Origin of the sequence: Leifsonia naganoensis (assembly GCF_013410615.1) — a bacterium.
Taxonomy (GTDB): Bacteria; Actinomycetota; Actinomycetes; order Actinomycetales; family Microbacteriaceae; genus Leifsonia; species Leifsonia aquatica.
This window is the reverse complement of record NZ_JACCHJ010000001.1, coordinates 1,820,686-1,845,968: the sequence shown is the minus strand read 5'-3', so window position 1 is coordinate 1,845,968 and position 25,283 is coordinate 1,820,686. Positions and strand designations below refer to the sequence as shown.

The following is a 25,283-nucleotide window of genomic DNA, read 5'->3' as shown; positions in this document are numbered from 1 at the left end:
TCGGTGGACACGGGTGACGCCTGCGGCGGGGTCTGCGGTCCGGCGGTACGTCTGCGCCGCGGCGAGCGACCGCAGACGTACCGGGGGGCCGCAGTCGCCGAGTCAGGCGGCGGTCAGGCGGCAGGGAGGGCGGCGATCAGCTCGTCGATGGTCACGACGGCGGCCTGCTGGTTGGGGTAGACCTTCTCGGTCAGGACGCGGTGCACCTCCGGGTCGCGGTCGAAGGTGCCGTCGGAGAGCACGACGAGCCGGTAGTCCTTGTCCACCGCGTCGCGGGCGGTCGAGAGCACGACGCCGCTGGTCGAGATGCCGGCGAGCACGAGGGTGTCGATGCCCCGCGCCTGCAGCTGCTCGTGGAGGTCGGTGGTGCTGAACGCGCCGTAGCGCGACTTGCGCACCACGATCTCGCCGTCGTCGGGCGCGATGCGCGGGTCGACCGAGACGGCGGGGTGGTCGGGGCCGATCTCGCCCACGCGCTCGGCGGCGGTCGCGAAGCGGGAGTGCGCGGGGACGCGGGCCGCGTCCTCCTCCGACAGCGCGACGCGCACGTAGCCGATCGCGGCGCCGGCGGCACGGGCGGCCTCCCGCGCGCGGCGCAGCTCGGCGAGGAATCCGTCGGCGTCGGGGAGGGAGGCGAGGATGGAGGGCTGCAGGTCCATGAGGAGCAGCGCGGTACGGGACGGGTCGATGACGAGATCGTTCACATATATAAACTACCTCGCCCAGCTGAAAGCTTGCGTCCCTCCGCTGCCTACTGTATACAGAATACAGACCACCACAGCAGAGACTCTCAAGGAACGAGGTACTCATGTCTCGCGTCGACTCAACGGTGAGAAGGGCGCTGGCCATCACGGCGGCAGCCGCACTGGCCCTCAGCATGGCCGCATGCTCCGGCTCGGGAGGCGGCGGGTCCAAGACCGTCGTCTGGTCCACCTGGGGCACCCCGGAGGAACTCACCCGGTACAAGGAATTCGACACCCAGTTCATGAAGGAGCACCCCGACATCAAGGTCGTGCTCCAGCCGGTCGCCGACTACGGCGACTACCACACCAAGCTGCTGGCGCAGCTGGCCTCCGGCACCGCCCCCGACGTCTTCTACATCGGCGACGACAAGATCGGCCAGTTCGTGAACTCGAAGGCGCTGATGCCGCTGACGTCGCTCATGAACTCGTCCGCCAGCAAGACCAAGCCGGAGGACTTCGCGCAGGGCCTGTTCGGCGCAACGAAGAAGGGCGACGAGATCTACGCGGCGCCCAACGACTCCAACCCCGACGCCCTCTGGTACGACAAGGAGGCGCTGAAGAAGGCCGGCGTCACCGAGGACCCGGCGACGCTCGCCGCCGAGGGCAAATGGACGACCGAGGCGTTCCTCGACATGAACGCCAAGCTCCACGACGCGGGTCTCACCGGCTCGATGTTCTGGAACTACTGGTCGACCCACTACAGCTGGATCTCGTCGCAGGGCGGGAAGGCGTTCGACGACTCCGGGAAGTTCGTCGCCAACACCGACCCGACCAGCGTGAAGGCGATGGACGTGCTGGCCAAGAACTTCCAGGACGGCACCTTCGTGGTCGCCGACACCCTCCCGGAGGGCGCGGGCGCCGACAGCGTGTTCGTCACGCACAAGGCCGGCTTCTTCGTGCAGGGCCGCTACACGATCGGCACGGTGAAGGCCGCGGGCGACCCCGAGAACTACGACGTCGCCCCCTGGCCGACCCCGAGCGGCAAGGCCGCGCCGACCGGCGTCGCCGTCAGCTACCTCGCCATCAACGCGAAGACCAAGAACAAGGACGCCGCGTTCGAGTTCTGGACGAACTTCCTCTCGGCCCAGGGCCAGACCTTCCGCCTCAAGGGCGGCGGCAACGCGGTCCCGTCGATCTCGGGCGCCGACTCGGTCGTGCTGGACGGCTACCCCGCCCACGCCCAGACCCTGCTCGACATGCGCGACATCGGCTTCGAGGACAACGCCACCGAGGCGTCCGTCCCCGGCCTCTCCAGCGACATCAGCGACAAGATGCTCGCGCTCTACCAGGGCAAGGCCTCCACGAAGGAGACGCTGGACGAGGTCGCGAAGATGATCGCCGCCAAGACCGGCGGCAAGTGAGGCATCGGACGTGAGCGCAGTCAGGGAAGCACTGGTCGCCCCCGAGGCCCAGACCCCTCCCGCGACGCCGGGCGGGCTCCGCAAGGAGCCCGCCTGGCGGCGTCGCGACCGCCGGTGGGGCTACGTGTTCGTGGGCCCGCAGCTGCTCGGGATGGCCCTCTTCGTGGTCGTGCCGTTCATCGCCAGCCTCGTGCTGGCGTTCGCGCAGTGGGACGGCCTCAACGACCTCAGCTGGGTCGGCTTCGACAACTTCCGCACCGAGCTGAGCGACCCGCTCTTCGGCCGGTCGATCGTCAACACCCTCCTCATCGCCCTCATCACCGTGCCGATCGGGCTCGGCCTGGCCGTGGTGCTGGCGGTGGCGCTGGAGAAGCTGAAGACGCGCACGCTCTACCTCATCCTGTTCTTCGCGCCCGTCGTCACCTCGTCGGTCGCCGTGGCGATGATCTGGCAGCAGCTGTTCCGCAAGGACGGCGTGCTGAGCGGCTTCATCGCGAACGTGTTCCACATCGCGCCGCCGGACTGGCTGGGCGACCCGCACCTCGCGCTCATCGCCGTCTGCATCGTGACCATCTGGTCGTCCGTCGGCCTGAACGTGATCATCTTCCTGGCCGGCCTGCAGAACATCTCACCGGCCGTGATCGAGGCGGCGCGGCTCGACGGCGCCGGAGCGATCACCCTGTTCTTCCGCGTGCGGCTGCCGCTGCTGTCGCCGATCATCTTCTTCTCGACGGTGATCGCCTTCATCAGCTCGCTGCAGACCTTCGACACCGTGTTCATCCTCACCGCGAACGCGGGACCGGACAACGCGACCCGCACGATCGTCTACCACATCTACGATCTGGGCTTCGGCAAGTTCCAGTTCGGCCCGGCCTCCGCCGCGTCGATCATCCTGCTGGTCATCACCCTCGTGATCACGGGCATCCAGTTCGCCGCCCAGAAGAAGTTCGTCCACTACGAGGATGATGCCGCATGACCACCGCAACGGTCCCCACCGACTCCCCTGCTCGCACGGCCGACGCGCACCCGGGCCGCGCAGCCTCCCGCACCCGCAAGGCGTTGCTGCACGTCGTCCTGCTGCTCGGCGGCCTCGCGATGGTGTTCCCCTTCCTCTGGATGCTGATCACCTCGTTCAAGTCGCTGCCGCAGCTGCTGAACGACCCGCTGAGCGTCTGGCCGCATCCCTTCACCCTGCAGAACTACGCCGACGCGTGGAGCGACGTGCCGTTCGGTCAGGCGTACTGGAACACGATCTACATCGCCGTGCTCGTCGTCGTCGGCACCCTCGTCACCGCCGCCATGGCCGGGTACGCCTTCGCGCGCATCCCGTTCCGGGGCAGCAAGGTGCTGTTCGTGCTGTTCCTGGCGACGCAGATGATCCCGATGCAGGTGACGCTCATCCCCTTCTACTTCCTCATGGCGAAGCTGGGGTGGGTGGACTCGCACCTCGCGCTGATCGTGCCGGCGGCGCTCGCGAACCCGTTCGCGGTTTTCCTCATGCGCCAGTTCGTGCTGTCGCTGCCGCGCGAGCTGGAGGAGGCCGCACTCGTCGACGGCGCGGGCCGCTGGCGCATCTTCTGGAGCATCATCCTCCCGAACCTGAAGCCCGGCCTCGGCGCGCTCGCGATCATCGTTGCGCTGAGCACCTGGAACAACTTCCTGCTGCCGCTCGTCATCCTCAACTCGCAGGACCTCTTCACGGTGCCGCTGCTGCTGCAGAGCTTCCGCGGCCAGTACGGCTCGGTCAACTACGGGCTAATCATGGCGGCGTCGGCCATCGCGACCATCCCGATGCTGATCGCGTTCGTGATCGGTCAGCGCCGCATCCTGAACTCGATGGCCGCGTCGGGGCTGGGCGGGCGATGAGCGTCGCGGCTGCTGGCGCGCGGGTCTCGCCGTTCCTCGACCTGGAGTCGGCACCGTTCACCTTCCCGGGATCGCGCCTCCTCGTGATGCGCGCCGAGGGCGGGGTGACGGTGCGGGTGGCCGAGTACGAGCGTCGCCTGGACGACTGCGTGCTGGTGCGCACCCTGCGCGTGACCGGCGCGGACGGACGCGTCGCGCCGGTCAGCGCCGTGCATCCCGATCGCATCGAGTTCGGGGAGGCGGGCTTCACGCTGACCTTCGACGGCCCGGACGCGCTCAGCCTCGGCGGCGACGGGACGACGGACTGGGCGGTCGAGCTCGACCTGCCGCACGCGCCCGCCCTTCGCACGTCGGCTCCCATCCGCATCGCGCTGGCCCCCGCAGCCGCCGAGCACAGGAAAAGTGCGCGGTTCACGGCCCAGATCGAGCCCTTTTCCTGTGCTCGCGGGCATCGGGCGGCGCTGGAGGCGACGGCGCACGTGTGGGAGGAGTGGTTCGCGCGCACGCCGGCCGTGCGCGACGACCTCGCCGACATGACCGCCTTCTGCTGGTGGGTGCTCGGCGCCAACATCGTGTCGCTGCCCGGCCGCGGCGCCCGCGCCGTCGTGCCCTCCAAGATCGGGTACGTCGGACTCTGGCAGTGGGATGCGTACTTCATCGCCTCCGGCCTCCGTCACGGCGACCCCGAGCTCGCCCGCGAGCAGCTGGAGCTCGCCTTCGCGTTCCCGACCGCCGACGGCCAGCTGCCGGATGTCGTGCACGACGAGGGCTTGCTGGCCTCCAGCGACGACCTCCCGCCCGGCGACCGCGACAACCTGCGCCGCGCCGGCTCGGCCATCGCCGATCCGTCCGCGCCGATCCCGCTCACGAAGCCGCCGCTGGCCGCGTGGGCGCTCCGCCGCCTGGAGGGTCTGGTCGACGACCCGGCCTGGTTCGACGCCGCCTGGAAGACGGTCGCGCGGAGCCAGGAGTGGTGGTTCGCGCACTCCGACCTCGACGGCGACGGGATGCCCGAGTACGGCCACCCCTACTCGTCCGGCCTCGACGACAGCCCGGTCTTCGACGCCGAGCTGCCGGTGGCCTCCCCCGACCTCGCGGCCTACCTGATCCTGCAGGACGACCTGCTCGCGGCGCGGGCCCGGAGCGTGGGAGACACGGCCGGCGCCGAGCGCTTCGCCGCGCGCGCCTCCCGCACGCTCGAGCTGCTGGAGGGGATGTGGGACGAGTCCGCCGGGTTCTTCCGCTCCTCGGGGGCGGGGAAGCCGGTCGAGGCGGAGGCCGTCGTCTCCCTCCTGCCGCTGCTCACCGGCCGGCTGCCCGGACGCTACGTCGCCGGCATCCTCGCGGCCCTCGACGACCCCGCGCGATTCGCGACGACCTGGACCGTGCCCACCGTGGCGCGACGGGATCCGGACTACTCGGACGAGCGGATGTGGCGCGGCCCGGTGTGGGTCAACGTCAACGCGCTGCTCGCCGAGGGGCTGGCCGTCTCCGGCCACGCCGACCGGTCGCGCGCGCTGATCGAGCAGACCCTCCGGCTCGTGCAGCACGGCGGAGGCCCCCACGAGTACTTCAACCCGGCGACGGGCGAGAAGGCACGAACCGCGACGACCGCCTTCGGCTGGTCCGCGGCGCTGTTCGTGGACCTCGCGGTGCAGGTCTCGTCGTCGGCTGTCGCGGGCGCGTGACAAGGCGAGACACGCCCTTTTCCGACCTGAAACGGCACGGAAAAGGGCGTGTTGCGACTGTTCACGGTCGCTCGCGCGGGTCAGGCCAGGCGCTCCCATTTGATGCCGGCGTCGGCGAGCAGGCGGCGCATGCCATTGGTCCAGTTCTCGGCGAGGGCCGCCTTCGCGGCGGGCACGTCGCGCTCGACGAGGTGCTGGGCGATGATCGCGTGCTCGGCGGCGGAGCGCTCGACGAGCACCTCCCCGCCGACGAGCAGGGACTCGTAGCGGTGGATGGCGCTGCGCACCTGGGCGATCTGTTCCAGGAGCTTGCGGTTGGTGCAGGCGCTCAGCATGAGGTTGTGCCACTCGTCGTCCTTGCGGTTGACGACGGCGTGCTGGGCGACGTCGTCCGAGAAGTCGGCGGCGAGGCCGCCGAGGCGCGTGCCGAGAGCGGCGAGCTCGTCGATCGGCGAGAGGTCGAGGGCGAGGCCCTCCAGGGTCACGATGATGGGGCAGAGCTCTTCGAACTCGCGCGCGCTGAGCGGCACGAAGCGGAAGCCCTTGCCGTTCTCGCTCTCGATCTGGCCCTCGCTCTCGAGGGCGATCAGGGCCTCCCGCAGCGGGGTGCGGCTGACGCCGAGTTCGGCGGCGAGCTGGACCTCGTTGATGCTCTCCCCCGGGCGAACGTCCCCTGCGCGCATGCGCGCGATGAGTTCCTCGCGCACCTGGGAACGCAGGTTCTTGCGTTCGATCGCCATGTGACCCCTCCCGGCCGGACTCGTGGTCGCCAGCTTAGGGGTTGACCCGTCGCGGCGATCGCTCTAGCGTTACTGTATACAGAATACAGTCCACACGAAGCCGGCACAAGACACGCCGCCCCGCCTGGACCCCCGTACGAACCCGCACGACACCGTTGAAGGAGACCGATGACGATCCCCGCGCCCCGGAACATCCGGCTCGACGCGCTCGCCTACGGCGGCGACTACAACCCCGACCAGTGGCCGGAAGAGGTCTGGGCCGAGGACGCGCGCCTGATGGTGGAGGCCGGGGTGAACCTGGTCACCCTGCCGGTCTTCTCCTGGCCGCTGCTGGAGCCGGAGCCCGGCGTCTGGGACTTCGCGGGACTCGATCGCGTGATCGACCTGCTCTGGGAGCACGGGATCAAGATCGACCTCGCCACGGCGACCGCGACACCGCCCGCGTGGCTGGTGCGCGAGCACCCCGAGGTGCTGCCCTGGAACGCGGACGGCGTGCGCCTCGAGTTCGGCTCGCGGCAGTCGTACTGCCCGAGCTCCGCGGTGTTCCGGGAGGCGGCGCTGCGGCTGACGCGCGCCCTCGCGGAGCGCTACGGCGAGCATCCCGCGCTCGCACTCTGGCACGTCTCGAACGAGTACGGCGACCACGTGGCGCGATGCTGGTGCCCGGAGTCGGCGCGGCACTTCCGCCGCTGGCTGGAGGCGCGCTACGGCAGCATCGCGGGACTCAACGAGGCCTGGGGCACGAGCTGCTGGGGCCAGAACTACCTGAGCTTCGACCAGATCGAGCCGCCCCGCACGGCCACCGGCCCGATCAACCCGGCCGAGGTCGTGGACTTCGAGCGGTTCTCGTCGGACGCCCTCCTGGAGCTGTTCCAGTCCGAGGTCGACGTGCTGCGGGAGGTCACGCCCGAGATCGCCGTCACCACCAACTTCATGGGCCTCTTCCGCGAGCTGGACTACTGGCGCTTCGCCGACGCCGAGGACCTCGTGACCGACGACGCATATCCCGACCCCGCGGACGCCCGCGCCCACGTCGGCGCCGCGCTCAACTACGGGCTGATGCGCAGCCTCAAGGACGGCCGCCCCTGGCTGCTGCTCGAGCAGGCGCCCAGCGCGGTCAGCTGGCGCGACGTCAACGTGCCCAAGGCGCCCGGCCAGATGCGGCTCGGCAGCCTGCAGGCCGTCGCGCACGGGTCGGACGGCGTGTTGTTCTTCCAGTGGCGGCAGGCGAAGTTCGGCCCCGAGAAGTTCCACTCGGCGATGCTCGGCCACCGCGGCGAGCGCAGCCGCACCTGGCGCGAGACGAAGGCGCTCGGCGCCGAGCTGCGGCGGCTGGAGCCGGTGCGCGGCAGCCGCGTGCGTGCGGAGGTCGCGCTCGTGGCCGACTGGGACTCCTGGTGGGGCGTCACGCAGACCGAGTCGATGCCATCGCAGCGCCTGGACTGGCTGATGGAGGCGCGCGCCTGGCACGCGGCCGCGTTCGCCCTCGGGCAGCCGGTGGACGTCGCTCGCGCCGCCGGCCCGTTCGGCGACCACCGCGTGCTGCTCGTCCCCAATCTCTACGCGGCGACGGCGGAGCAGGCGGAGGCGCTGGACGCGTTCGTCGCGGCCGGCGGCCAGCTCGTCGTCGGGCCGTTCTCCGGCGTCGTCGACCACCGCGAGCAGGTGCACGAGGGCGGCGCCCCCGGACCGTTGCGCGACCTCCTCGGCATCGAGGTGGACGAGTGGTGGCCGCTCGCCGACGGCGGCCAGCGCATCGTCGAGCTCGGCGGCCGCGTGCACTCGACCCGCGTGTGGGGCGAGTGGATCGAGGCGGCCGACGGCACCGAGGTGCTGGCGCGCTTCGCCGACGGCGACCTCGCCGCGCTCCCCGCCCTCACCCGCCGCGCTCACGGCGCCGGCGCCGCCTGGTATCTCGCCGCCGGCCTCGACGAGCAGGGGATGCGTGCCGTGCTGTCCGCGGTCTTCACCGCCGCGGGCGTCGCCATCCGGGAGCCCGACACCGCGCTCGAGATCGTCACCCGCACCGACGGGGCCACCGACTACACCTTCGTGCTCAACCACGGCCGGGAGGCGCGGACCGCGCCGCGCATCCCGGGCGGCACCGACCTGCTCACCGGCGTCGACGCCGGGGCCGGACTGCCGCTCGACGCGTTCGGCGTCGCCGTGGTCGCGCATCCCGCGAACCGCCCTGCGAACACTGAGAGGCCAGCATGACCCACCCCTTCGTCCATCCGTACGTGCCGAACACGGCGCCCGCGTCGCGTCAGGCGATGCTCGACGCCGTCGACGCGGCGAGCGTCGACGAGTTCTACGCGGACGTCCCGGCCGACCTGCGGCTCGGCCGCGACCTCGACCTCCCGGAGCCGCTGATCGCGGAGCAGGACCTCGCCCGCCACGTGAGCGGCCTGCTGCGCCGCAACCGCGCGGTCGAGCCGGGCCGCCTCTTCCTCGGCGCCGGCACGTACAACCACGCGGTGCCCGCCGTCGTCGACGAGGTGATCAACCGCAGCGAGTTCCTCACCGCGTACGCGGGAGAGCCGTACGAGGACCACGGACGCTTCCAGGCGCTGTTCGAGTACCAGTCGCTGATGGGCGAGCTGCTGAACACCGACGTCGTGAACGTGCCCACCTACGACGGCTACCAGGCGGCCGCGACCGCACTGGCCATGGCGACCCGCATCACCGGGCGCCGCGGCATCCTGCTGGTCAGTGACGCCCACCCCGACAAGCTCAGCAAGGTGCGCGACTACGTGCGCCCGATCGCCGACCTCGTCGTCGTACCGACCGCGGACGGCGTCGCCGACGTGGCCGCGGCGAGCGCGCTCATCGGCCCGGACACCGCGGCCGTGTGGATCGAGACCCCCAGCTTCCACGGCGCGCTCGAGACCGCGATCGCCGAGCTGGCCGACGCCGCGCACGCGGCGGGAGCCCTGCTCGTCGCGGGCACCGACCCGATCGGGCTCGGCGTGCTGGCCTCCCCCGCCGACGCGGGCGCCGACATCCTGCACGGCGACATCCAGTCGCTCGGCCTGCACCCCTGGTACGGCGGAGCGCACGCCGGCTTCATCGCCGTCGCCGACGACCCGCGCCTCATCATGGAGATGCCGTCGCGCCTGTTCGGGCTGGCCTCCACCGACGTGCCCGGCGAGTACGGCTTCGGCGACGTCGCCTACGACCGCACCTCCTTCGCGCTGCGCGAGGAGGGGAAGGAGTGGGTCGGCACGGCCGCCGCGCTCTGGGGCATCGCCGCCGGCGTGTACCTCTCCCTGATGGGACCGCAGGGCATGGCCGAACTGGGCGAGACCCTCCTCGCCCGCACGGCGTACGCCCGCGGCGCCCTGACCGCGCTGCCCGGCGTGCGCGACGCCGACGGAGCCGTGCACCTGCGCGAGTTCGTGCTCGACCTGAGCGCGGCGTCCCTCACAGCACCGACGCTCGTCGCCGCCCTGCGCGCCCGCGGCTTCGAGCCCGGGCTCGCGCTCGACGACACCCGCCTGCTCGTCTGCGTGACCGAGCAGAACACCCAGACCGACATCGACGACCTGACCGCGGCCGTCCGCACCGCCCTCGAGGAGACGCACCGATGAGCCTGCCCATCGCCCCCAAGCCCGCCCTGCGCCGGTTCCACCAGGCGCGCTGGGACGAGCCGATCGTCTTCGAGCTGCACGCCGCCGGTGAGCGCGGCGTGGTCCCGTCCCGCGTGGAGGCCGGGGTGCAGGAGGCCGTCGGCGACGTGGTCGCGGCGCTTCCCGCCTCCCTCCGCCGCCCCGTCGCGCCCGCGCTGCCCGAGATCGGCCAGATGCGCGTGCTCAAGCACTACCTGCGGCTCAGCCAGGAGAACCTCGGCGCCGACCTCAACGTCGACGTGGGTCAGGGCACCTGCACGATGAAGTACGCGCCGAAGGTCAACGAGGCGATCATCCGCACCCCCGACCTCACCGACCTGCACCCGCTCCAGGACACGGAGTCGGCGCAGGGCGTGCTCGAGATCGTCTGGCGCACGGAGCGCATGCTCGCCGAGATCTCCGGGATGAGCCGCGTCTCGCTGCAGACCAGCGGCGGCTCCGAGGCGATCTGGGCCAACATCTCCATGATCCGCGCGTACCACGCCTCCCGCGGCGAGGGCGAGCAGCGGGACGAGGTGATCACCACGATCTTCTCGCACCCCTCCAACGCGGCCGCGGCGAAGATGGCGGGCTACAAGGTCATCACGATCTTCCCCGACGCCGACGGCTACCCCGACGTGGAGGCCCTCCGCGCGGCCATCTCGCCCCGCACGGCCGCCATCATGGTCACCAACCCCGAGGACACGGGCATCTACAACCCCCGCATCCGCGAGTGGGTCGACCTGGCGCACTCGGTCGGCGCGCTCGCGTCGTACGACCAGGCGAACGCCAACGGCATCCTCGGCATCACCCGCGCCCGCGACGCCGGCTTCGACGTGTGCCACTTCAACCTGCACAAGACGTTCGGCACCCCGCACGGCTGCGGCGGCCCGGGCTCAGGCGCCAACGCGGTGTCGGAGGCGCTGGTGCCGTTCCTGCCCGGACCGGTGGTCGAGAAGGTCGGCGACCGGTACGTGCTCGACGGCGATCGGCCGCAGTCGATCGGGTCGGTCGCGCCCTTCTACGGCGTCATCCCGAACATCGTGCGCACCTACGCGTGGATCCGCGCGCTCGGCGCGCCCGGGCTGCGGGCCGTGGCCGAGACCGCGGTGCTCAACAACAACTATCTGATGAAGCGCATCCTGGAGATCCCGGGTGCGAGCGCCCCCTACGCGACCGGCCGCTGCCGCATCGAGCAGGTGCGCTACTCGTGGCAGGAGCTGTTCGAGGAGACCGGGATCACCTCGGAGGAGATCGGCATCCGCGCCGCCGACTTCGGGATGCACTACTGGACCAGCCACCACCCGTACGTCGTGCCACAGCCCTTCACCCTCGAGCCGACCGAGTCGTACTCGATGGCCGAGCTCGATGAATACGCGACCGTGCTCGCCGAGGTGGCGCGCGAGGCGCGCGAGACCCCGGATGTCGTGCGCACCGCCCCGCACAACCAGACCGTGCACCACACCCACCACGACGACCTGGACGATCCGGAGCGGTGGGCGGTCACGTGGCGCGCGTACCAGCGCAAGTACTTCGGTGCAGGCGCGGGCGCGGGCGCGGGTTCGGCGGCCGGCGCGGACTCGGTCGATGCGCCCGTCTCGGAGGGCGCCGCCGCATGAGCGTCGGGCTCGTCGTGAACCCGCTCGCGGGGATCGGCGGGCCCGCGGGTCTGGCCGGAAGCGATGGCGCCGCGGTGCAGCGGGAGGCGCTGCGCCGCGGAGGCCGTCCGCGGGCGTCGTCGCGGGCCGTGGACGCGCTGCGCGTGCTCGCGGCCGCGCATCCCGGGGCCGAGGTGCTCACGGCGGCGGGGGCGATGGGCGAGGACGCAGTGAGGGAGGCGGGGCTCGTCGCTCGGGTCGTCTACGGCTCTCCCTCCAGCTCCACTTCCACCTCCACCTCCACCTCCACCTCGGCAGACGACACGGCGCGCGCCGCTGCCGCCCTGCACGGCGCGGGAGCGACGCTCGTGCTCTTCGCGGGCGGCGACGGCACGGCCCGGGATGTCGCGCGCGGCCTCCCGTCGGGCGTCCCGGTGCTCGGCATCCCGGCCGGCGTGAAGATGTACTCGGGGTGTTTCGCGGTCAGCCCGGCCGCCGCCGGTGCTCTCGCGGCCTCCTGGACCGACGGCGCGCTGCCGACCGTGGAGGCCGAGGTGCTGGACCTGGACGAGGAGCGCATGCGCGCGGGCCGCCCGGACCCGCGGCTCTTCGCCCTCGTGCCCGTCCCGTCCGCTCCCGGCCGCACCCAGGCGCGCAAGGCCGCCACCCCCGCGAGCGAGCGGGAGGCCGTGCACCGCGCCGCGACCGGCGCCGCTTCGCGCATGCTCCCGGGCGTGCGCTACCTGCTCGGCCCGGGCGGCACCACGGCCGAGCTCGGCCGGGTGCTCGGCCTCGACACCACCCCGCTCGGCGTCGACGTCGTCGAGGACGGCCGCCTGGTCGCCCGCGACGTCACCGCCGACCAGGCACTGGCAGCGATCGACGGACGCCCCGCGCAGGCCGTCGTCACCGTCATCGGCGGCCAGGGCTTCGTGCTCGGCCGCGGCAACCAGCAGCTCTCGCCGCGCGTCGTCGCGGCGCTCGGGCCGCATCCCCTGCTCGTGGTCGCCACCGAGCAGAAACTCATCGACCTCGCCGGCCGGCCCCTGCTGGTCGACACCGGCGACCCCGCGCTCGACGCACGGCTGGCCGGCCACCTCACGGTGGTCACCGGACCCGCCACGGCGAGCATCTACCCTGTCAGTGCCGCCACCGCGGCCCCCATCGAAGGAGATCCCGAATGCGTCTAGCCGGCAAGTCCGCCATCGTCACCGGAGGAGCGGGCGGCATCGGCCGCGCCACCTCCCTCGCCCTCGCCGCCGAAGGCGCCCGCGTCGCGGTCGTCGACCTGCAGCAGGACGCCGCGGAGGCCGTCGCCGCCGAGATCCGCGCCGCGGGCGGGGAGGCCGTCGCCATCGCGGCCGACGTCTCCGCCGAGGCCGACGTCGAGCGCGCGGTCGCCACCGCCGTCGACGCGTTCGGCGGTCTCGACATCGCCTTCAACAACGCGGGCATCATCCGCCGCACCACCGCCGTCGAGACCACCGTCGAGGAGTGGGACCGCGTGTTCGGCGTCAACGTGCGCGGCATCTTCCTCATGTGCAAGCACGTCGTCCCGGTCATGGCGGCGACGGGCAAGGGCTCCATCATCAACACCGGCAGCGGCTGGGGGCTCAAGGGCGGCGGCCAGGCCATCTCGTACTGCGCGTCCAAGGGCGCCGTCGTCAACATGACCCGCGCCCTCGCGATCGACCACGGCCCGCAGGGCATTCGCGTCAACTCCGTCAACCCGGGCGACGTGAACACCGGGATGCTGCGCGACGAGGCCCGCCAGCTCGGCCAGGAGGCGGGCGCCTTCCTCGCCGACGCCGCCGACCGGCCGCTGGGCCGCATGGGCGAGCCGACCGAGATCGCGGCCGCCGTCGTGTGGCTCGCGAGCGACGAGTCGTCGTACGTCACGGGCTCCGCCCTCGTCGTCGACGGCGGCGGCATCGCCTAGCCCTGTCCTCACCTCACCGCCCCCGTCGGCGCTGAGACGTCACGACACGCCCTTTTCCGCCCTGAAACGGCGCGGAGAAGGGCGTGTTGCGTCTGGTCAGGTGGCCGGGCGAGTGGCGGCCCTCAGAGGCCGAGCGACTTCTTGATGAGCGCCTCGGGGTCGGCGGTGCCGGCGGCCTGCTCGGTGGCCTCCTGGTTGGCCTCGGTGACGGCCTTGACGACCTCGTCGCGCTGGATGCGGATGCCCCGCGGGGCGTCGATCCCGATCCGGATGCCGTCGCCGCGCGCGTCGAGGATGGTCACGACGATGTCGTCGCCGATGAGCACCCGCTCACCCGGCTTGCGCGTCAATACCAGCATTGGTTCAGCCTAGCCGGGGACCGGCCGCCGAGGGGTGAGTTGTTGCGGGTATCGGCCCCCGAATACCCGCAACTACTCACCCCTCGGGAAACTCAGAGCCAGAGGACGGGGCGGGCCAGAGCGGCGAGGCCGTGCGGGCCCGCGGTGCGCCGGGCGCCGGTGGCGGCGATGCCGTCGACGGCGAGCACCGCATCCACCTCGCCGACCCAGCGGCGCGTGTCGTCGGGGCGGCGGGAGACGTCGACCGCGACCCAGACCTGGTCGGGGGCGATGGAGGCGAGGTCCGCGGCGAGCGCCGCCACCGCGTCCACCGCATCCAGCTCGACGGGCGCGACGATCGCGCAGCCGCGACGCACACCCTCGGCCCGCGCGGCCAGGGCGGCACGGCGGTCGGCGACGGGATGCACGGCGGCGTCCGCGCCCTCGGCCAGGATGCGGGCGGCCTCCCGGGCATCGCTGCCGAACCCGACGACGATCGTGAGGTCCCCTTTGCCCTGCAGGCGCGCGGGAGGCGGCCCCGCGAGCGCGGCGTCGTCAGCCGATGGCGACGCCGACGGTGACGCCCCTGAGCCGGGTCCCGTCGGGGAAGGGGCGTCGTCAGCCGACGGAGCGCCCGCGACAGCCGCGCCACCAGCGCCATCCACGGCCTGCCCCGCCGGCCCCACCGGCGCATCCAGGGTCCGCACGAGGTCGTCGAGGATCGCCTGGAACGCGTGCGACGACGTCGAGACGGCCGGCGTGATGTCGTCGGTCTCGGGCCCCAGCCACTCAGGCCGCGATCGACTCGGCACCTCTCACCACCCCGACGGTCTCGATGTTCGCCTGCACGGCCGTCACCTCCTGGTACGAGAGCACGGCCAGCCCGCTGAGCTGCCCCGCGACGAGCCGGCGGATGGCGGGTCGCAGCGCGGGCGCGCACACGAGCACCGCCGACACGCCCAGGTCGTCGAGCTGGCCGGCGGTCTGCTTCACGGAGGACATCACGGCCTCCAGGCGGGCCGGGTCGAGCACGATCTGCGTGCCGAGCTCCGACGGCCGCAGCCCCTCGAGCATCGACTGCTCCAGGCCGGGGTCGATCATGATGAGGCGCAGCACGTCGCCGTCGAGATGCGGCGCGACGACCGCGGGCCCGAGCGCCGACCGGGCGGCCTCGATCAGCCCCTCCGGATCGTTCGAGACCTTCGCCCGCAGCGCGAGCGCCTCCAGGATGCGCGGGAGGTCGTTGATCGGCACCTGCTCGGCCAGCAGCCCCTGCAGCACCCGCTGCACCTCGGCGAGCGACAGCAGGCCGGGGACGAGCTCCTCCACCGCCGAGGGGTTGACCTGCTTGACGCCCTCGGTGAGCTGGCGCACGTCCTCCCGGGTGAGCAGGCGCCCGGCATTGGCCGTGATGATCGACGACAGGTGGGTGATGAGCACCGAGACGCGGTCGATCACGGTCGCACCGCCGAGCTCGGCGCTGTGCCGCATCTCGCTCGGGATCCACTTGGCCGGGAGGCCGAACACCGGCTCGATGGTCGGGGTGCCCGGGAGGGAGTCGAGCGCGTCGCCGAGCGCGAGCACCCGGCCCGACGGCGCCTGGCCGCGCCCCGCCTCCACGCCGGCGATCTTGATGACGTAGGTGGAGGGCGGCAGCTCGGCCGAGTCGCGCGTGCGCACCGGCGGCACGATCACGCCCAGCTCGAGGGCGATCTTGCGCCGCAGCGCCCGCACGCGGGCGAGCAGGTCGTCGGAGGCTCCGCTGACGATGTCGACCAGGTCGGGCGCGAGGGTGATCTCGAGCGCGTGGACGCGCATCTGGTCCATCAGGTCGTCCGTGGTCTCGCCCGTGCCGGCGGTGGCCACGGCCTTCTTGGCCGCCTCCACCTTCTTCTGCTCCGCCTGGCGGGTCTTGATCCGCTGGGCGGCGAGGATGAGGAACGCCCCGACCAGCACGAACGGGATGGGCGGCATGCCCGGGATGAGCGCCATCACGATCGCCGCGCATCCCGCGATCGTCAGCGCGTTGCGCGACTGGCTGAGCTGCCCGCTCGCGGTCGTGCCGATGTCGCTCTCGGCGTTGGAGCGGGTCACGATCATGCCGGTCGAGACGGCCATGAGCAGGGCCGGGATCTGCGTGACGAGGCCGTCGCCGATGGTCAGCAGCGTGTAGGTGTTGACGGCGTCGCCGATCTCCATCCCGCGCTGGATCATGCCGATCGCGATGCCGCCGACCACGTTGATGATGATGATCAGGATGCCCGCGATCGCGTCGCCCTTGACGAACTTGCTCGCGCCGTCCATCGCGCCGTAGAAGTCCGCTTCGGCCGAGACCTCCGCGCGGCGCTGCCTGGCCTGCTCCTCGGTGATCAGCCCGGCGTTGAGGTCGGCGTCGATCGCCATCTGCTTGCCCGGCATCGCGTCGAGGGTGAAGCGCGCGCCCACCTCGGCCACGCGCTCGGCGCCCTTCGTCACCACGATGAACTGGATGACGACCAGGATGAGGAACACGACCGCGCCGATGATGATCGATCCGCCCACGGCCACGTGACCGAACGCCTGGATGACCTGGCCGGCGAACCCGTCGCCCAGCACCAGGCGGGTCGACGCGACGTTGAGGCCGAGCCGGAACAGCGTCGCGACGAGCAGCAGCGACGGGAAGACGGAGAAGTCGAGCGGCTTCTTCGCGAACATCGTGGTCAGCAGGATGACCAGCGCGAGCATGATGTTCACGATGATCAGGGTGTCCAGCAGCCAGGCGGGCACGGGGACCACCAGCAGCATGATGATGCCGACGACGCCGATCGGCACGGCGACCTTGGCACCGAGTCCGTTGCTCGACTTCATGTGAGCCCTCCTAGCGGGGTGGGGGTCATCGTGTGGATGCCGGTGGCGGCGCCGCGGGACTTCAGCGACATGACGAACGCGAGCACGCGCGCCACCGAGTTGTAGAGCTCGACCGGGATCTCGTCGCCGAGCTTGCAGCCGGCGTGGAGGGCCCGGGCGAGGGGGATGTCCTTGACGATCGGCACGCGCTCCTCCTCCGCCTTCTCGCGGATGCGCTGGGCGATGACGCCTGCACCCTTCGCGACGACGCGCGGCGCGGACTTGCCGGGCTCGTACTTGATCGCGATGGCGATGTGGGTGGGGTTCACGAGCACGACATCCGAACTCCCGATCGCCGAGATCATCCGGTTGCGGCTCATCGCGAGCTGCCGCGCGCGGCGCTGCGACCGGATCAGCGGGTCGCCGTCCGAGTTCTTGTTCTCGTCGCGCACCTCGCGCTTGGTCATGCGCGTCTGCTTGCGGTTGCGGCGCATCACGACGAGCACGTCGAGCGCGGCGAGCACGAGGCCCGCGCCGATCGCCGCCTGCAGGAGGCCGGTCGCCCCCGCCTGTGCCGCCTCCAGCAGCGACGACAGCGACAGGCTGCCGGCCATCAGCAGCACGGGCATGAGGCCCTGCACGACGAGGTAGAGGCCGATGCCGACGACCGCGGACTTGAGGAGGGTCTTCGCCCCCTCCCAGAGGGCGCGCATCCCGAACACCCGGCCGATGCCGGTGACGATGTTGAACTGCTCGTACTTGCCCTCGAGCTTCTTGAGGTGCACGCCGCCCTGCGCCGCGGCCGCGCCGATGATCGCGATCGCGGCGACGGCGAGCAGCGCCCCGATGGTGGGGAGGATGCTGGCGAGCCCGGCCCCGAGCGCGGCGACGGCCTTCGCCGGGTCGGGCGACTCGATCACCGAGCGCACCGTGTACATCTGGTCGACCGCGGCGTTCGTGCCGAGCTGGATGGTGAACGGCAGCATGACGGCGGCCGCACCGACCCCCACCCACGCGGTGAGGTCGTTGGACTTGCCGAGGCGGCCCTTCTCGCGGGCCTCCTTCATCCGCTTCTCGGTCGCCTGCTCGGTGCGTTCCTGGGCGTCGCTCACCGCGTCACCCCCAGGATCGTCTTGACCGCGGTGTCGGTCAGCCCGGAGACGACGCCCGGCAGGGCGACGACGACGATGCCCGACAGCACGACGGTCAGCATGATCTTCAGCGGGAAGCCGAGCGCGAACGCGTTGAGCGCGGGCGCCACGCGGGTCAGGAGGCCGAGGCCCACGTCGGCGAGGAACAGCACGACGATCAGCGGCCCCGCGATCTGCAGGGCCGCGAGGAACATCTGGGTCACCCCGGTGACCATCTCCTTCGCCGGGTCGGCCAGATCGAAGCCGCCCGCGAGCGGGATCGCGTCGAACGTGCGCACCAGCCCGCCGATGATCAGTTGGTAGCCGCCGGAGGCGAACAGCAGGGCCAGTGCGGTCAGCTGGAACAGGCGCGTGAACTGCGCGCCGTTGATCATCGCCTGCGGGTCGAACGCCTGCGCCAGCTGGAAGCCTCCGAACAGGTCGATGAAGCTGCCCGCCGACTGGATCGCCGAGAAGACCAGGAACACCAGGAAGCCGAGCGTCGCGCCGACCGCCAGCTCCCGCACCATGTCGAGCAGGAACGCGCCGGTGTCACCGGACTGGTAGCCGGCGCCCACGCGCGGGGCGACCGCGATCGCGAGACCGATCGCCAGCATCCCCTTCACCTGCGCCGGGAAGCCGTTGTACGAGAACGGCGGGGCGATCACCAGGAACGCGACCATCCGCAGCGACGCCAGCGCCACCGCCTCGATCGACGCCAGGTCGATGGGGATGTACATCAGCCACCGCCGAGCAGGGACGGGATCTTCTCGAAGAGCATGTTGGTGAAGCTGATCAGCTCCGCGATCATCCACTGGCCGCACACGAGCAGCGCGATGGCGACCGCCGCGGCCTTCGGCACGAACGAGAGCGTGACCTCCTGGATCTGCGTGATCGACTGGATCAGCGAGATCGCGAAGCCCACGACGAGCGCCGTCACCACGATGGGCGCGGCGAGCTTCGCCGTGACCAGGAGGCCCTGCATGGCGATGTCGAGGACGGCGTTGGCGTTCATCAGCCGCCCCGGTAGCTCGTGATCAGGCTCGTGACGATGAGGCCCCAGCCGTCGACCAGCACGAACAGCAGGATCTTGAACGGCAGCGAGATCATCACCGGCGGCAGCATCATCATGCCCATCGACATCAGCGCCGCCGAGACGACCATGTCGATCACGAGGAACGGCACGAAGATCACGAAGCCGATGATGAACGCGGCCCGCAGCTCCGAGATCATGAACGCCGGGATGAGCGTCAGCATCGGGACGGACGCCGCGTTCTCGGGGTTCGGCCGCCCGGCGGCGCGCGTCATCAGCGCGATGTCCTCCTCGCGGGTGTGCGCGGCCATGAACCCGCGCAGCGGCGCCTCCGCCGCGTGCACCGCCGCCGTGAAGTCGATGTGACCGGCCAGGTAGGGCTGCACCGCGAGGTTGTTGATGTCGACCAGCACCGGGCTCATGATGAACAGGCTCAGGAACAGCGCGAGGCCGGCGAGCACCTGGTTCGGCGGGATGGAGGGCAGCGCGAGCGCGTTGCGGGTGATGGCGAGCACCACGAAGATCTTCGTGAACGACGACATCATCAGCAGCAGCGCCGGCGCGACCGACAGCACGGTGATGCCGAGCAGGGTCAGGATGGCCGCGCTCGGGGTGCCGTTCGGGCCGTTGATGTCGACGGTGATGCCGCCCGTCCCGCCGGGGCCGCTCGGTCCGTTCGGGGTCGGGACCGGCGTCGGCTCGGCGTGCGCGGTGGCGGCGTTCAGCAGCAGGAAGGCGGCGGCGATCAGCGCGACGAGCAGCACGGCGACCAGGATGCGCGGGAGGCGCGATGCCCGACGGACCGCCTCACCGGGCACGGGACGCGGGCGCAGGGCGCGCGCGTCGGCGGCGGCCGTCACTTCTTGGGCCGCACCGCCGAACTCGCCTGCCGCCATGTAGCCGGGGACAGGATCGAGCCTTTGAGTGCCTCGTCGAAGAGCGAGGCGCGTCCCTGCGCCGTGAGGAAGTCGGCATCCTGCCTGGAGTCTGTACTGCTGGCCTTGCTGGTGGAGCTGGTGGAACTGGTCGCGCTGGTGGTGCCCGTCGCCTCCGGCGCGGACTCCGCCGCACCCGGGAGCTCCTTGGCGAACGTTTTGCGCACGGGCCGCAGGGGGCGCACGTCCGCGTCGTGCGGGCGCTCCCCCGTGTGCAGCACGCTGACCTGTCGCTCGGTGACGCCGAGGACGAACCGGTTGCCGTCCACATCCACCACCACGACGGACGCCTTCGGGCCGATGCCCTGACGCCCCACGACGTTCACCGCGTTGGTGCGCCGGGAGGCGCCGCGGCCCTTCGTCACGCGCCGCTGCACGTACCAGAGCACCAGCACGATCACGGCGAGCACGACGAGCACCCGCAGAGCGATGAAGACGGTCTCCACGGCCTACTCCTCCACGTCGTTCGACAGGGAGGGGCGGCGGAGGGTCACGCAGCGCACTATCGGCCGACCTCCCGCACCCGTTAGGCACCTCCCCACCCCGAGATTTGGCACAAATGTCGGGAAAGCGGCGCCGTAAGTCGACATTCGTCACAAATCTCGGGGCCGACACGGGGAAGCGGGCGACAGCGCGGGCGTGGGAGGCTGGCGGGATGAGCGGCACGGACATCGAGATGGCGCAGATCGCCGGCGGCACGGTCACGCTGCACGACGCCCGGCGCAAGCAGCGCTGGAGCGTCGAGCTCGAGCCGTTCGAGATCGGCGTCTTCGCGGTGACGGAGGAGCAGGCGGCCGAGCTCCTCGGGCTACCGTCCGCGCATCCCCGCCGTCCAGTGACCGGGGTGAGCTGGGTGCGCGCCGTGCGGTTCTGCAACGCCGCGTCGGAGTGGGAGGGGCTCGACCCCGCGTACTCGTTCGACGGGGAGGACGTGACCTGGCACGTGGATGCCGACGGCTTCCGCCTCCCGACCGAGGCCGAGTGGGAGTTCGCGTGCCGCGCCGGCTCGACCGGCGCGCACTACGGGCCGCTGGCCGAGGTCGCGTGGACGAGCGCCGACGGCCTCTCGGCACCCGCGGACGTGGGCGGCCGCCTCCCGAACCTGAACGGCCTCTTCGACACGCTTGGCAACGCGTGGGAGTGGTGCTGGGACCAGCTCGATCCCGCCCGTTACGACGACTACCGGGTGTTCCGCGGCGGCGGCTTCGCGGATGATGCGTGGAGTGTGCGCGCCTCCACCCGACGCGGCGGCCCGCCGCGTTCGACGCACGAGGACGTCGGCCTACGTGTCGCGCGCGGCGGCTTCGACGCCGAGGGAGCAGCGCAGGGCTGGTCGCTCGCGGCCGACCTCGAGCGCGCCGACGTCACCGGCCCGCTGCCTCCCGGCTGGACCCCGCGCCGCTGACGGCTCCGGGCGTGATCGGCGCGCCCTCGGCAGCGATCAGCTGGAACTCCGGCCACCAACGGGTCGGGGGAACAGCGGCGATCGCCTCCGCCGCGATGTCCGCCGCGGAAACCTCCGGGCCGGACGTGGCCAGCGACTCCGCGATCCGGAGCGCGATCCGGCGGGCCTGGGCGTTGTAGACCGCGCGCTCGTGACCAACGAGATAGGCGCGGCCCCGAGGTCCGAGCACACTCCTGACCTGCTCTTCGGCGATCGATCCGAGATGATCGGCACGCAACTCATGATGCCGAAGCCTGCACGCGAGAAGGAGGAGCGTCCCGTCGAAGGACGCCGGAGGGAGGAGTCCGTCGATCCGCTCGGCCGGGAAGCGATCGGATGAGCTCGGCCGCGGGCCGAGACGCCATGCGCCGTCGCACTTGCCCCAGTGGTACCCGCCGTGAGCCGAGACGATGAGCAGGTCGGCCGCGGCCGCGTTCGTCGCTTCGAAGGCCTCCCCGAGTCGAATCGGGGCGGGTTGAGAGACGCGGACCTCGTGGGGGCCGCCGCCGACCGCGAGATCGGCGAAGGCGTCACGGATCGTGGCGGCCTCTCTGCCGACGTCGGCGACGACGATCGAGACCCGCATCGTGCCTAGTCCAGCTCTTCGGCCGCGTCGAGGATCTTGGTGATCCGCACCGCGTAGTCCTGGTCGACGACGACGATCTCGCCGTGCGCGATGAGGCGGCCGTTCAGGAGCACGTCGGCGGGCGACCCCGCGGAGCGGTCGAGCTCGATGACCGCGCCCGGCTCCATCGCGAGCACGTCGCGCACGGCCATGCGGGTACGGCCGATCTCGACCGTGAGCGCCATCTCCACGTTGCTGATGCGGGCGAGCTTGCCCGAGATCGCGGACGAGTCGGGCGTGCGGTCGGCGAGCGGGGCGCGTCCGCGGATCGCGAACCAACCGGCCACGCCGTTCGCGCCGTGCAGGGCGAAGACCGTGGTGGAGGCGTCGCCGAACAGCTCCTGCGCATCCTCCACGCGGGCGTCGTCGAGCACGCCGGCGCCGAGGGTGTCGCTCGCGGCCTCGAGGGCCGGCTGAAGCACATCCTGCAGCGCGACGACCGGCGAGCCGTCGGCTCCGTCATCGACCAGGGTCGGGGCCTCGAGCAGCACGACCGCCAGGTCGGCCGAGAACGCGCCGACGAAGCTGGCGACCACGGCCGAGCCGGTCAGACCGCCGAAGCCGCCCGCGGTCTCGAGCAGCGGACTCAGCGGCGCGCCGGTCGGCAGCACGCCCGCGAGCGCCTGGGCGGCCGTCTGGGCCTGCGCGAGGGAGAGAGCGGCGCCGGATGCGGTGGCCATGTTCATCGGATCAGTCCTCTGTCTTCACGATCACGCACGCCAGCCGGGAGCCGCTGGAACCCAGTGCGGCGCCGGCGACGGGGTGTCCCCCGACGGCGAGATCGAACGGTCGGTGGTGCGGATGCGGTAGGGGCAGCAGGTCGCCGACCGCGAGGCCGAGCACGACGCTCGGCTTCACGCTCGCCGGCGTGAGCCGCAGGGAGACGTCGACGGGGACGCGCGCGAGTTGCGCATCCACCAGCTCGCGGGCGTTCTCGGCGCTGTGCGTCGGGTTCGTCTCGCCGAGCTGCGGGAGGAGCACGACGGCGGGGAGGGCGACGGTCGCCTCGGCGACGCTCTCGCCCACGCGCAGTTCGAACGCGGCGACGATCATCAGCTCAGCGGTGGCCGCGGCCTGCGCGAACTGGGAGTTGTACTGGATGGCGTCGACGGCGATCGGCGTCGCGAGCAGCGACCCGAGGGAGTAGCGGAGGTCCTCGAGCGCGTCGTCCATCAGCCGCCGCACGAGCGCGTGCTCGATCTGGGTGAACGTCCGCTCGTTCGGGACCGGGATGCCCGTCCCGCCCAGCATCGCGTTCACCCACGAGAGTGCCGCGACGGTCGGGAACTGGATCACGCCCTTCGGCGCCAGCCCGTCGAGCTCGCACAGGACCATGGCCGTGGTCGCCGGCAGCGACGCCGCGTACTCGTCGTACGTCTGCATCTGCACGGACATGCACGTCACCTGGCTGAGCACGCGCACCTTGGCGGTCAGCTGCGTCGCCCACTGCCGCGCGAAGGTCTCGAAGGCGAGCTCCAGCACGCGCGAGTGCTCCCGCGCCAGTGTGGTCGGCCGCCGGAAGTCGTACACCGGCGCCTCGGACGCGAGCGGAGCGGTCGGAGCGGGCAGGGAGGTCACGAGAGGGTCTATCGGCAGATCGGGGGCGGCCGTTAGCGCCTGTGCGCATCCCGTGCGCCCTCGTCGGTACGAACGCGTCTGATCGCTTCGGCGTGCGTCAGAACCAGCACCGTCAGGCCAGCGACCGCCACTGCCCCGCCCACCACGAGCGATACGGCGGATCCGAACGCCGCGGCAACCGATCCCGCCCGCATCGATCCCAGCTGCGGGCCTCCCATCTGCACGAGATGCTCGATCCCCGACACTCGGCCGCGATATTCGTCGGGCGTTGAGATTTGGATGATCGACTGCCCGAGGACGGATGCGACCAGGTCGGCCGCGCCGATCAGTACGAGGACGGCGGCAGACACGACGGGGTCCGTTGAGAAGCCGAGGAGAAGGGCGAGGAGTCCCCACACCGCTCCAGCCCCGACCAAACAGTATCCCAGCCGCTTCGCGCTCGAGATCGGGCCGGAAAAAACCGACGCGGCTATCCCACCCACGGACAAACACGACATCAAGAGGCCGAGCGTTTCTGGGCGCCCGTCCAACAACTCCGAATTCATTGCAGGCAGGAGTGCGGTCGGGAGTGCGAATACCGTGAGGACGGCGTCAATTGCGAGTGCTGAGCGCACTGCCGGGGTGGCCCACACGAACCTCATCCCCTGGGCAAGTCGTGGACGCTCTGCCGGCAACGTAGGCCTAGGTACGTCAGCAGGGAGCCGTAGTCCGGCGTAGAGCGAGGGCACTGCACCGATTGCTTGGATCACGAAGCACATGCCTGCCGCCCCGAGCCCGGCTACAAGACCGCCCAAACTCGGGCCGATGATCAGAGCGAGCTGGCCTGCGCCTCCATAGAGTGTGAGTCCCGCCGGAAGATCAGATGGTGGCAGAATCCCGCGTAGCAACGCACGCCGGGCGGGGACGCCGAGAGCGCCGACGCTCGCTTGGATGGTGACGAGAGCGAAGATGGGCCAAATCTCATTGCTGAGGCTCGCAACGACGACGAATCCACATCCGACGAGGACCTGCGCGGATGAGGTCGCGATCGCGATCGTTTTTCGCCGGTATCTGTCCGCAAGAACTCCGCCGTACAACGCAAGGTCATGTCGCCCCCCTTCTGTCCCCTTTTTCACCCCGTCCGGTATTGACCTACGGTCGGGGAGAGCCCTCGACCGATGCCTTCGAGGCCAACGATGCCGATTCGCAAACCGGTTCGTCGACGCGGTTGATCTGACACACGGGGTAGGCCGAAAGGCCACGCTGAAGTGCTTCATTCGATCCGAGCACGGCCTTCTCCTTCGTCTCGCCGAGCCCGCGGCTCGGACATTTCAAATGTAGAATCTGAACTCGGCCACCCCAGTAGACAATCCCGTCTTTTGCGTAATCTCGACGTGCCCGTTGCAGGAAATTCGCCGAAATACTGAGAGCGTCAACGCTCTGTCACGCGGATTCGACCAGGAATTTCACCTCGCCGAGCGGCGGTCGGTCTAACGCAGACGTCCCCTCCGCCGATAGTGCCCCTGTGACGGCTCACCCGGAGCCGAGACCAGGATTCGCGCCCATGATCGTCGTCACCCGATTGAACGACAGCCAGTTCGCGGTCAACCCGGATCTGATCGAGCGCATCCACGCCAGTCCCGACACGACGCTCGTGATGGTGGACGGTGCGAAGTTCATCGTCACGGAATCGATGGCCGAGGTGATCGAGAAGATCGCCGCCTACCGGGCCCGCGTGATCGCGCTGGCCCACGACCTGCCCGCCTCCGGCCCCCGACCGGTTCCGACCCCCGCCGAGCAGCAGGAGGGCCTGCGGGCCGTCCCCCTGCACGCACGCAAGAAGTAGCGAGGA

General features: G+C 71.1%; 24 protein-coding genes and 1 pseudogene. 11 read left to right on the top strand and 14 right to left on the bottom strand.

Annotated elements, in window-relative coordinates; all coding sequences use genetic code 11:
- Positions 1 to 113: 113 nt before the first annotated feature.
- Positions 114 to 704: an isochorismatase family protein gene (locus tag HNR14_RS08960; RefSeq protein WP_218875001.1), complete on the bottom strand. Its 591-nt coding sequence runs from the start codon at positions 702 to 704 to the stop codon at positions 114 to 116.
- Positions 705 to 808: 104 nt separating this feature from the next.
- Here HNR14_RS08960 and HNR14_RS08955 point away from each other — a divergent pair, with 104 nt between their 5' ends.
- From HNR14_RS08955 to HNR14_RS08940, 4 genes are read left to right on the top strand one after another with little or no spacing between them, the layout of a single operon-like run.
- Positions 809 to 2,104, top strand: a complete 1,296-nt coding sequence (locus tag HNR14_RS08955; RefSeq protein WP_021761812.1) for an ABC transporter substrate-binding protein — start codon at positions 809 to 811, stop codon at positions 2,102 to 2,104.
- A 10-nt stretch (positions 2,105 to 2,114) separates the two neighbouring features.
- A complete protein-coding gene (locus tag HNR14_RS08950) occupies positions 2,115 to 3,080 on the top strand; it encodes an ABC transporter permease subunit (protein WP_179700750.1) in 966 nt (321 codons plus the stop codon).
- Complete coding sequence (locus tag HNR14_RS08945) at positions 3,077 to 3,970, top strand: carbohydrate ABC transporter permease (protein ID WP_179700749.1); 894 nt, start codon at positions 3,077 to 3,079, stop codon at positions 3,968 to 3,970. The genes HNR14_RS08950 and HNR14_RS08945 overlap by 4 nt, the downstream gene beginning before the upstream one ends.
- Positions 3,967 to 5,658, top strand: a complete 1,692-nt coding sequence (locus HNR14_RS08940; RefSeq protein WP_179700748.1) for an amylo-alpha-1,6-glucosidase — start codon at positions 3,967 to 3,969, stop codon at positions 5,656 to 5,658. The genes HNR14_RS08945 and HNR14_RS08940 overlap by 4 nt, the downstream gene beginning before the upstream one ends.
- An 80-nt stretch (positions 5,659 to 5,738) precedes the next feature.
- Here HNR14_RS08940 and HNR14_RS08935 read toward each other — a convergent pair whose 3' ends face one another.
- On the bottom strand, positions 5,739 to 6,398 hold the full coding sequence (locus HNR14_RS08935; protein ID WP_179700747.1) for a GntR family transcriptional regulator: 660 nt from the start codon (positions 6,396 to 6,398) through the stop codon (positions 5,739 to 5,741).
- A 168-nt stretch (positions 6,399 to 6,566) separates the two neighbouring features.
- Here HNR14_RS08935 and HNR14_RS08930 point away from each other — a divergent pair, with 168 nt between their 5' ends.
- From HNR14_RS08930 to HNR14_RS08910, 5 genes are read left to right on the top strand one after another with little or no spacing between them, the layout of a single operon-like run.
- Positions 6,567 to 8,615: a beta-galactosidase gene (locus HNR14_RS08930; RefSeq protein ID WP_179700746.1), complete on the top strand. Its 2,049-nt coding sequence runs from the start codon at positions 6,567 to 6,569 to the stop codon at positions 8,613 to 8,615.
- Entirely contained in the window at positions 8,612 to 9,988 is a 1,377-nt protein-coding gene (gcvPA, locus tag HNR14_RS08925; RefSeq protein WP_179700745.1) for an aminomethyl-transferring glycine dehydrogenase subunit GcvPA, read from the top strand. Before HNR14_RS08930 ends, gcvPA begins: the two co-directional genes overlap by 4 nt.
- Positions 9,985 to 11,625 (top strand): aminomethyl-transferring glycine dehydrogenase subunit GcvPB, encoded by a 1,641-nt coding sequence (gene gcvPB / locus HNR14_RS08920; RefSeq protein ID WP_179700744.1) that lies wholly within the window; start codon positions 9,985 to 9,987, stop codon positions 11,623 to 11,625. The genes gcvPA and gcvPB overlap by 4 nt, the downstream gene beginning before the upstream one ends.
- The gene (locus HNR14_RS08915; RefSeq protein WP_179700743.1) at positions 11,622 to 12,794 is read left to right on the top strand and encodes an ATP-NAD kinase family protein; all 1,173 of its coding nucleotides are present in this window, start codon (positions 11,622 to 11,624) and stop codon (positions 12,792 to 12,794) included. The genes gcvPB and HNR14_RS08915 overlap by 4 nt, the downstream gene beginning before the upstream one ends.
- Positions 12,785 to 13,543, top strand: coding sequence for an SDR family NAD(P)-dependent oxidoreductase (locus tag HNR14_RS08910; RefSeq protein WP_179700742.1), 759 nt, complete (start codon positions 12,785 to 12,787; stop codon positions 13,541 to 13,543). The genes HNR14_RS08915 and HNR14_RS08910 overlap by 10 nt, the downstream gene beginning before the upstream one ends.
- A 122-nt stretch (positions 13,544 to 13,665) precedes the next feature.
- Here HNR14_RS08910 and HNR14_RS08905 read toward each other — a convergent pair whose 3' ends face one another.
- The 8 genes from HNR14_RS08905 to fliO all read right to left on the bottom strand — a co-directional run bounded on the left by HNR14_RS08905 (position 13,666) and on the right by fliO (position 20,251).
- Positions 13,666 to 13,902, bottom strand: a complete 237-nt coding sequence (locus HNR14_RS08905) for a carbon storage regulator (RefSeq protein ID WP_021763348.1) — start codon at positions 13,900 to 13,902, stop codon at positions 13,666 to 13,668.
- A gap of 92 nt (positions 13,903 to 13,994) precedes the next feature.
- Positions 13,995 to 14,693: a hypothetical protein gene (locus HNR14_RS08900; protein ID WP_179700741.1), complete on the bottom strand. Its 699-nt coding sequence runs from the start codon at positions 14,691 to 14,693 to the stop codon at positions 13,995 to 13,997.
- Positions 14,671 to 16,728, bottom strand: coding sequence for a flagellar biosynthesis protein FlhA (locus HNR14_RS08895; RefSeq protein WP_179700740.1), 2,058 nt, complete (start codon positions 16,726 to 16,728; stop codon positions 14,671 to 14,673). The genes HNR14_RS08900 and HNR14_RS08895 overlap by 23 nt, the downstream gene beginning before the upstream one ends.
- A complete protein-coding gene (locus tag HNR14_RS08890) occupies positions 16,725 to 17,819 on the bottom strand; it encodes an EscU/YscU/HrcU family type III secretion system export apparatus switch protein (RefSeq protein ID WP_179700739.1) in 1,095 nt (364 codons plus the stop codon). The genes HNR14_RS08895 and HNR14_RS08890 overlap by 4 nt, the downstream gene beginning before the upstream one ends.
- Positions 17,816 to 18,577, bottom strand: coding sequence for a flagellar biosynthetic protein FliR (locus HNR14_RS08885; protein ID WP_021758880.1), 762 nt, complete (start codon positions 18,575 to 18,577; stop codon positions 17,816 to 17,818). Before HNR14_RS08885 ends, HNR14_RS08890 begins: the two co-directional genes overlap by 4 nt.
- The gene (locus HNR14_RS08880; RefSeq protein WP_021758882.1) at positions 18,577 to 18,852 is read right to left on the bottom strand and encodes a flagellar biosynthetic protein FliQ; all 276 of its coding nucleotides are present in this window, start codon (positions 18,850 to 18,852) and stop codon (positions 18,577 to 18,579) included. Before HNR14_RS08880 ends, HNR14_RS08885 begins: the two co-directional genes overlap by 1 nt.
- On the bottom strand, positions 18,852 to 19,766 hold the full coding sequence (gene fliP, locus HNR14_RS08875; RefSeq protein ID WP_179700738.1) for a flagellar type III secretion system pore protein FliP: 915 nt from the start codon (positions 19,764 to 19,766) through the stop codon (positions 18,852 to 18,854). Before fliP ends, HNR14_RS08880 begins: the two co-directional genes overlap by 1 nt.
- Complete coding sequence (fliO, locus tag HNR14_RS08870) at positions 19,727 to 20,251, bottom strand: flagellar biosynthetic protein FliO (protein ID WP_179700737.1); 525 nt, start codon at positions 20,249 to 20,251, stop codon at positions 19,727 to 19,729. The genes fliP and fliO overlap by 40 nt, the downstream gene beginning before the upstream one ends.
- Before the next feature lie 209 nt (positions 20,252 to 20,460).
- Between fliO and HNR14_RS08865 the strand changes: the two genes are divergently transcribed.
- On the top strand, positions 20,461 to 21,210 hold the full coding sequence (locus HNR14_RS08865) for a formylglycine-generating enzyme family protein (protein ID WP_179700736.1): 750 nt from the start codon (positions 20,461 to 20,463) through the stop codon (positions 21,208 to 21,210).
- Here HNR14_RS08865 and HNR14_RS08860 read toward each other — a convergent pair.
- From HNR14_RS08860 to HNR14_RS08845, 4 genes and pseudogenes are all read right to left on the bottom strand, one after another.
- Positions 21,170 to 21,835 (bottom strand): hypothetical protein, encoded by a 666-nt coding sequence (locus HNR14_RS08860; RefSeq protein WP_179700735.1) that lies wholly within the window; start codon positions 21,833 to 21,835, stop codon positions 21,170 to 21,172. The genes HNR14_RS08865 and HNR14_RS08860 overlap by 41 nt on opposite strands.
- 5 nt (positions 21,836 to 21,840) lie before the next feature.
- The gene (gene fliN / locus HNR14_RS08855) at positions 21,841 to 22,560 is read right to left on the bottom strand and encodes a flagellar motor switch protein FliN (protein WP_179700734.1); all 720 of its coding nucleotides are present in this window, start codon (positions 22,558 to 22,560) and stop codon (positions 21,841 to 21,843) included.
- A 4-nt stretch (positions 22,561 to 22,564) separates the two neighbouring features.
- Positions 22,565 to 23,452 carry a FliM/FliN family flagellar motor switch protein gene (locus HNR14_RS08850; RefSeq protein WP_179700733.1) on the bottom strand — a complete coding sequence of 296 codons (888 nt, stop codon included), beginning with the start codon at positions 23,450 to 23,452 and terminating at the stop codon, positions 22,565 to 22,567.
- A 107-nt stretch (positions 23,453 to 23,559) separates the two neighbouring features.
- A pseudogene (locus HNR14_RS08845) lies at positions 23,560 to 24,708 on the bottom strand (MFS transporter); the annotation flags it as partial.
- Positions 24,709 to 24,995: 287 nt separating this feature from the next.
- On the opposite strand from HNR14_RS08845, the gene HNR14_RS08840 reads away from it, so the two are divergent.
- Positions 24,996 to 25,277, top strand: coding sequence for a flagellar FlbD family protein (locus HNR14_RS08840; protein ID WP_021762677.1), 282 nt, complete (start codon positions 24,996 to 24,998; stop codon positions 25,275 to 25,277).
- The last annotated feature ends 6 nt before the right edge of the window (positions 25,278 to 25,283 follow it).

Coding starts and splice junctions, on each gene's coding strand:
- HNR14_RS08955 (WP_021761812.1), top strand. CDS start 809: ATGTCTCGCGTCGACTCAACGGTGAGAAGGGCGCTGGCCATCACGGCG.
- HNR14_RS08945 (WP_179700749.1), top strand. CDS start 3,077: ATGACCACCGCAACGGTCCCCACCGACTCCCCTGCTCGCACGGCCGAC.
- HNR14_RS08940 (WP_179700748.1), top strand. CDS start 3,967: ATGAGCGTCGCGGCTGCTGGCGCGCGGGTCTCGCCGTTCCTCGACCTG.
- HNR14_RS08935 (WP_179700747.1), bottom strand. CDS start 6,398: ATGGCGATCGAACGCAAGAACCTGCGTTCCCAGGTGCGCGAGGAACTC.
- HNR14_RS08930 (WP_179700746.1), top strand. CDS start 6,567: ATGACGATCCCCGCGCCCCGGAACATCCGGCTCGACGCGCTCGCCTAC.
- gcvPA (WP_179700745.1), top strand. CDS start 8,612: ATGACCCACCCCTTCGTCCATCCGTACGTGCCGAACACGGCGCCCGCG.
- gcvPB (WP_179700744.1), top strand. CDS start 9,985: ATGAGCCTGCCCATCGCCCCCAAGCCCGCCCTGCGCCGGTTCCACCAG.
- HNR14_RS08915 (WP_179700743.1), top strand. CDS start 11,622: ATGAGCGTCGGGCTCGTCGTGAACCCGCTCGCGGGGATCGGCGGGCCC.
- HNR14_RS08910 (WP_179700742.1), top strand. CDS start 12,785: ATGCGTCTAGCCGGCAAGTCCGCCATCGTCACCGGAGGAGCGGGCGGC.
- HNR14_RS08905 (WP_021763348.1), bottom strand. CDS start 13,902: ATGCTGGTATTGACGCGCAAGCCGGGTGAGCGGGTGCTCATCGGCGAC.
- HNR14_RS08895 (WP_179700740.1), bottom strand. CDS start 16,728: ATGAAGTCGAGCAACGGACTCGGTGCCAAGGTCGCCGTGCCGATCGGC.
- HNR14_RS08885 (WP_021758880.1), bottom strand. CDS start 18,577: ATGTACATCCCCATCGACCTGGCGTCGATCGAGGCGGTGGCGCTGGCG.
- HNR14_RS08880 (WP_021758882.1), bottom strand. CDS start 18,852: ATGAACGCCAACGCCGTCCTCGACATCGCCATGCAGGGCCTCCTGGTC.
- fliP (WP_179700738.1), bottom strand. CDS start 19,766: ATGGCGGCAGGCGAGTTCGGCGGTGCGGCCCAAGAAGTGACGGCCGCC.
- HNR14_RS08865 (WP_179700736.1), top strand. CDS start 20,461: ATGAGCGGCACGGACATCGAGATGGCGCAGATCGCCGGCGGCACGGTC.
- HNR14_RS08860 (WP_179700735.1), bottom strand. CDS start 21,835: ATGCGGGTCTCGATCGTCGTCGCCGACGTCGGCAGAGAGGCCGCCACG.
- fliN (WP_179700734.1), bottom strand. CDS start 22,560: ATGAACATGGCCACCGCATCCGGCGCCGCTCTCTCCCTCGCGCAGGCC.
- HNR14_RS08840 (WP_021762677.1), top strand. CDS start 24,996: ATGATCGTCGTCACCCGATTGAACGACAGCCAGTTCGCGGTCAACCCG.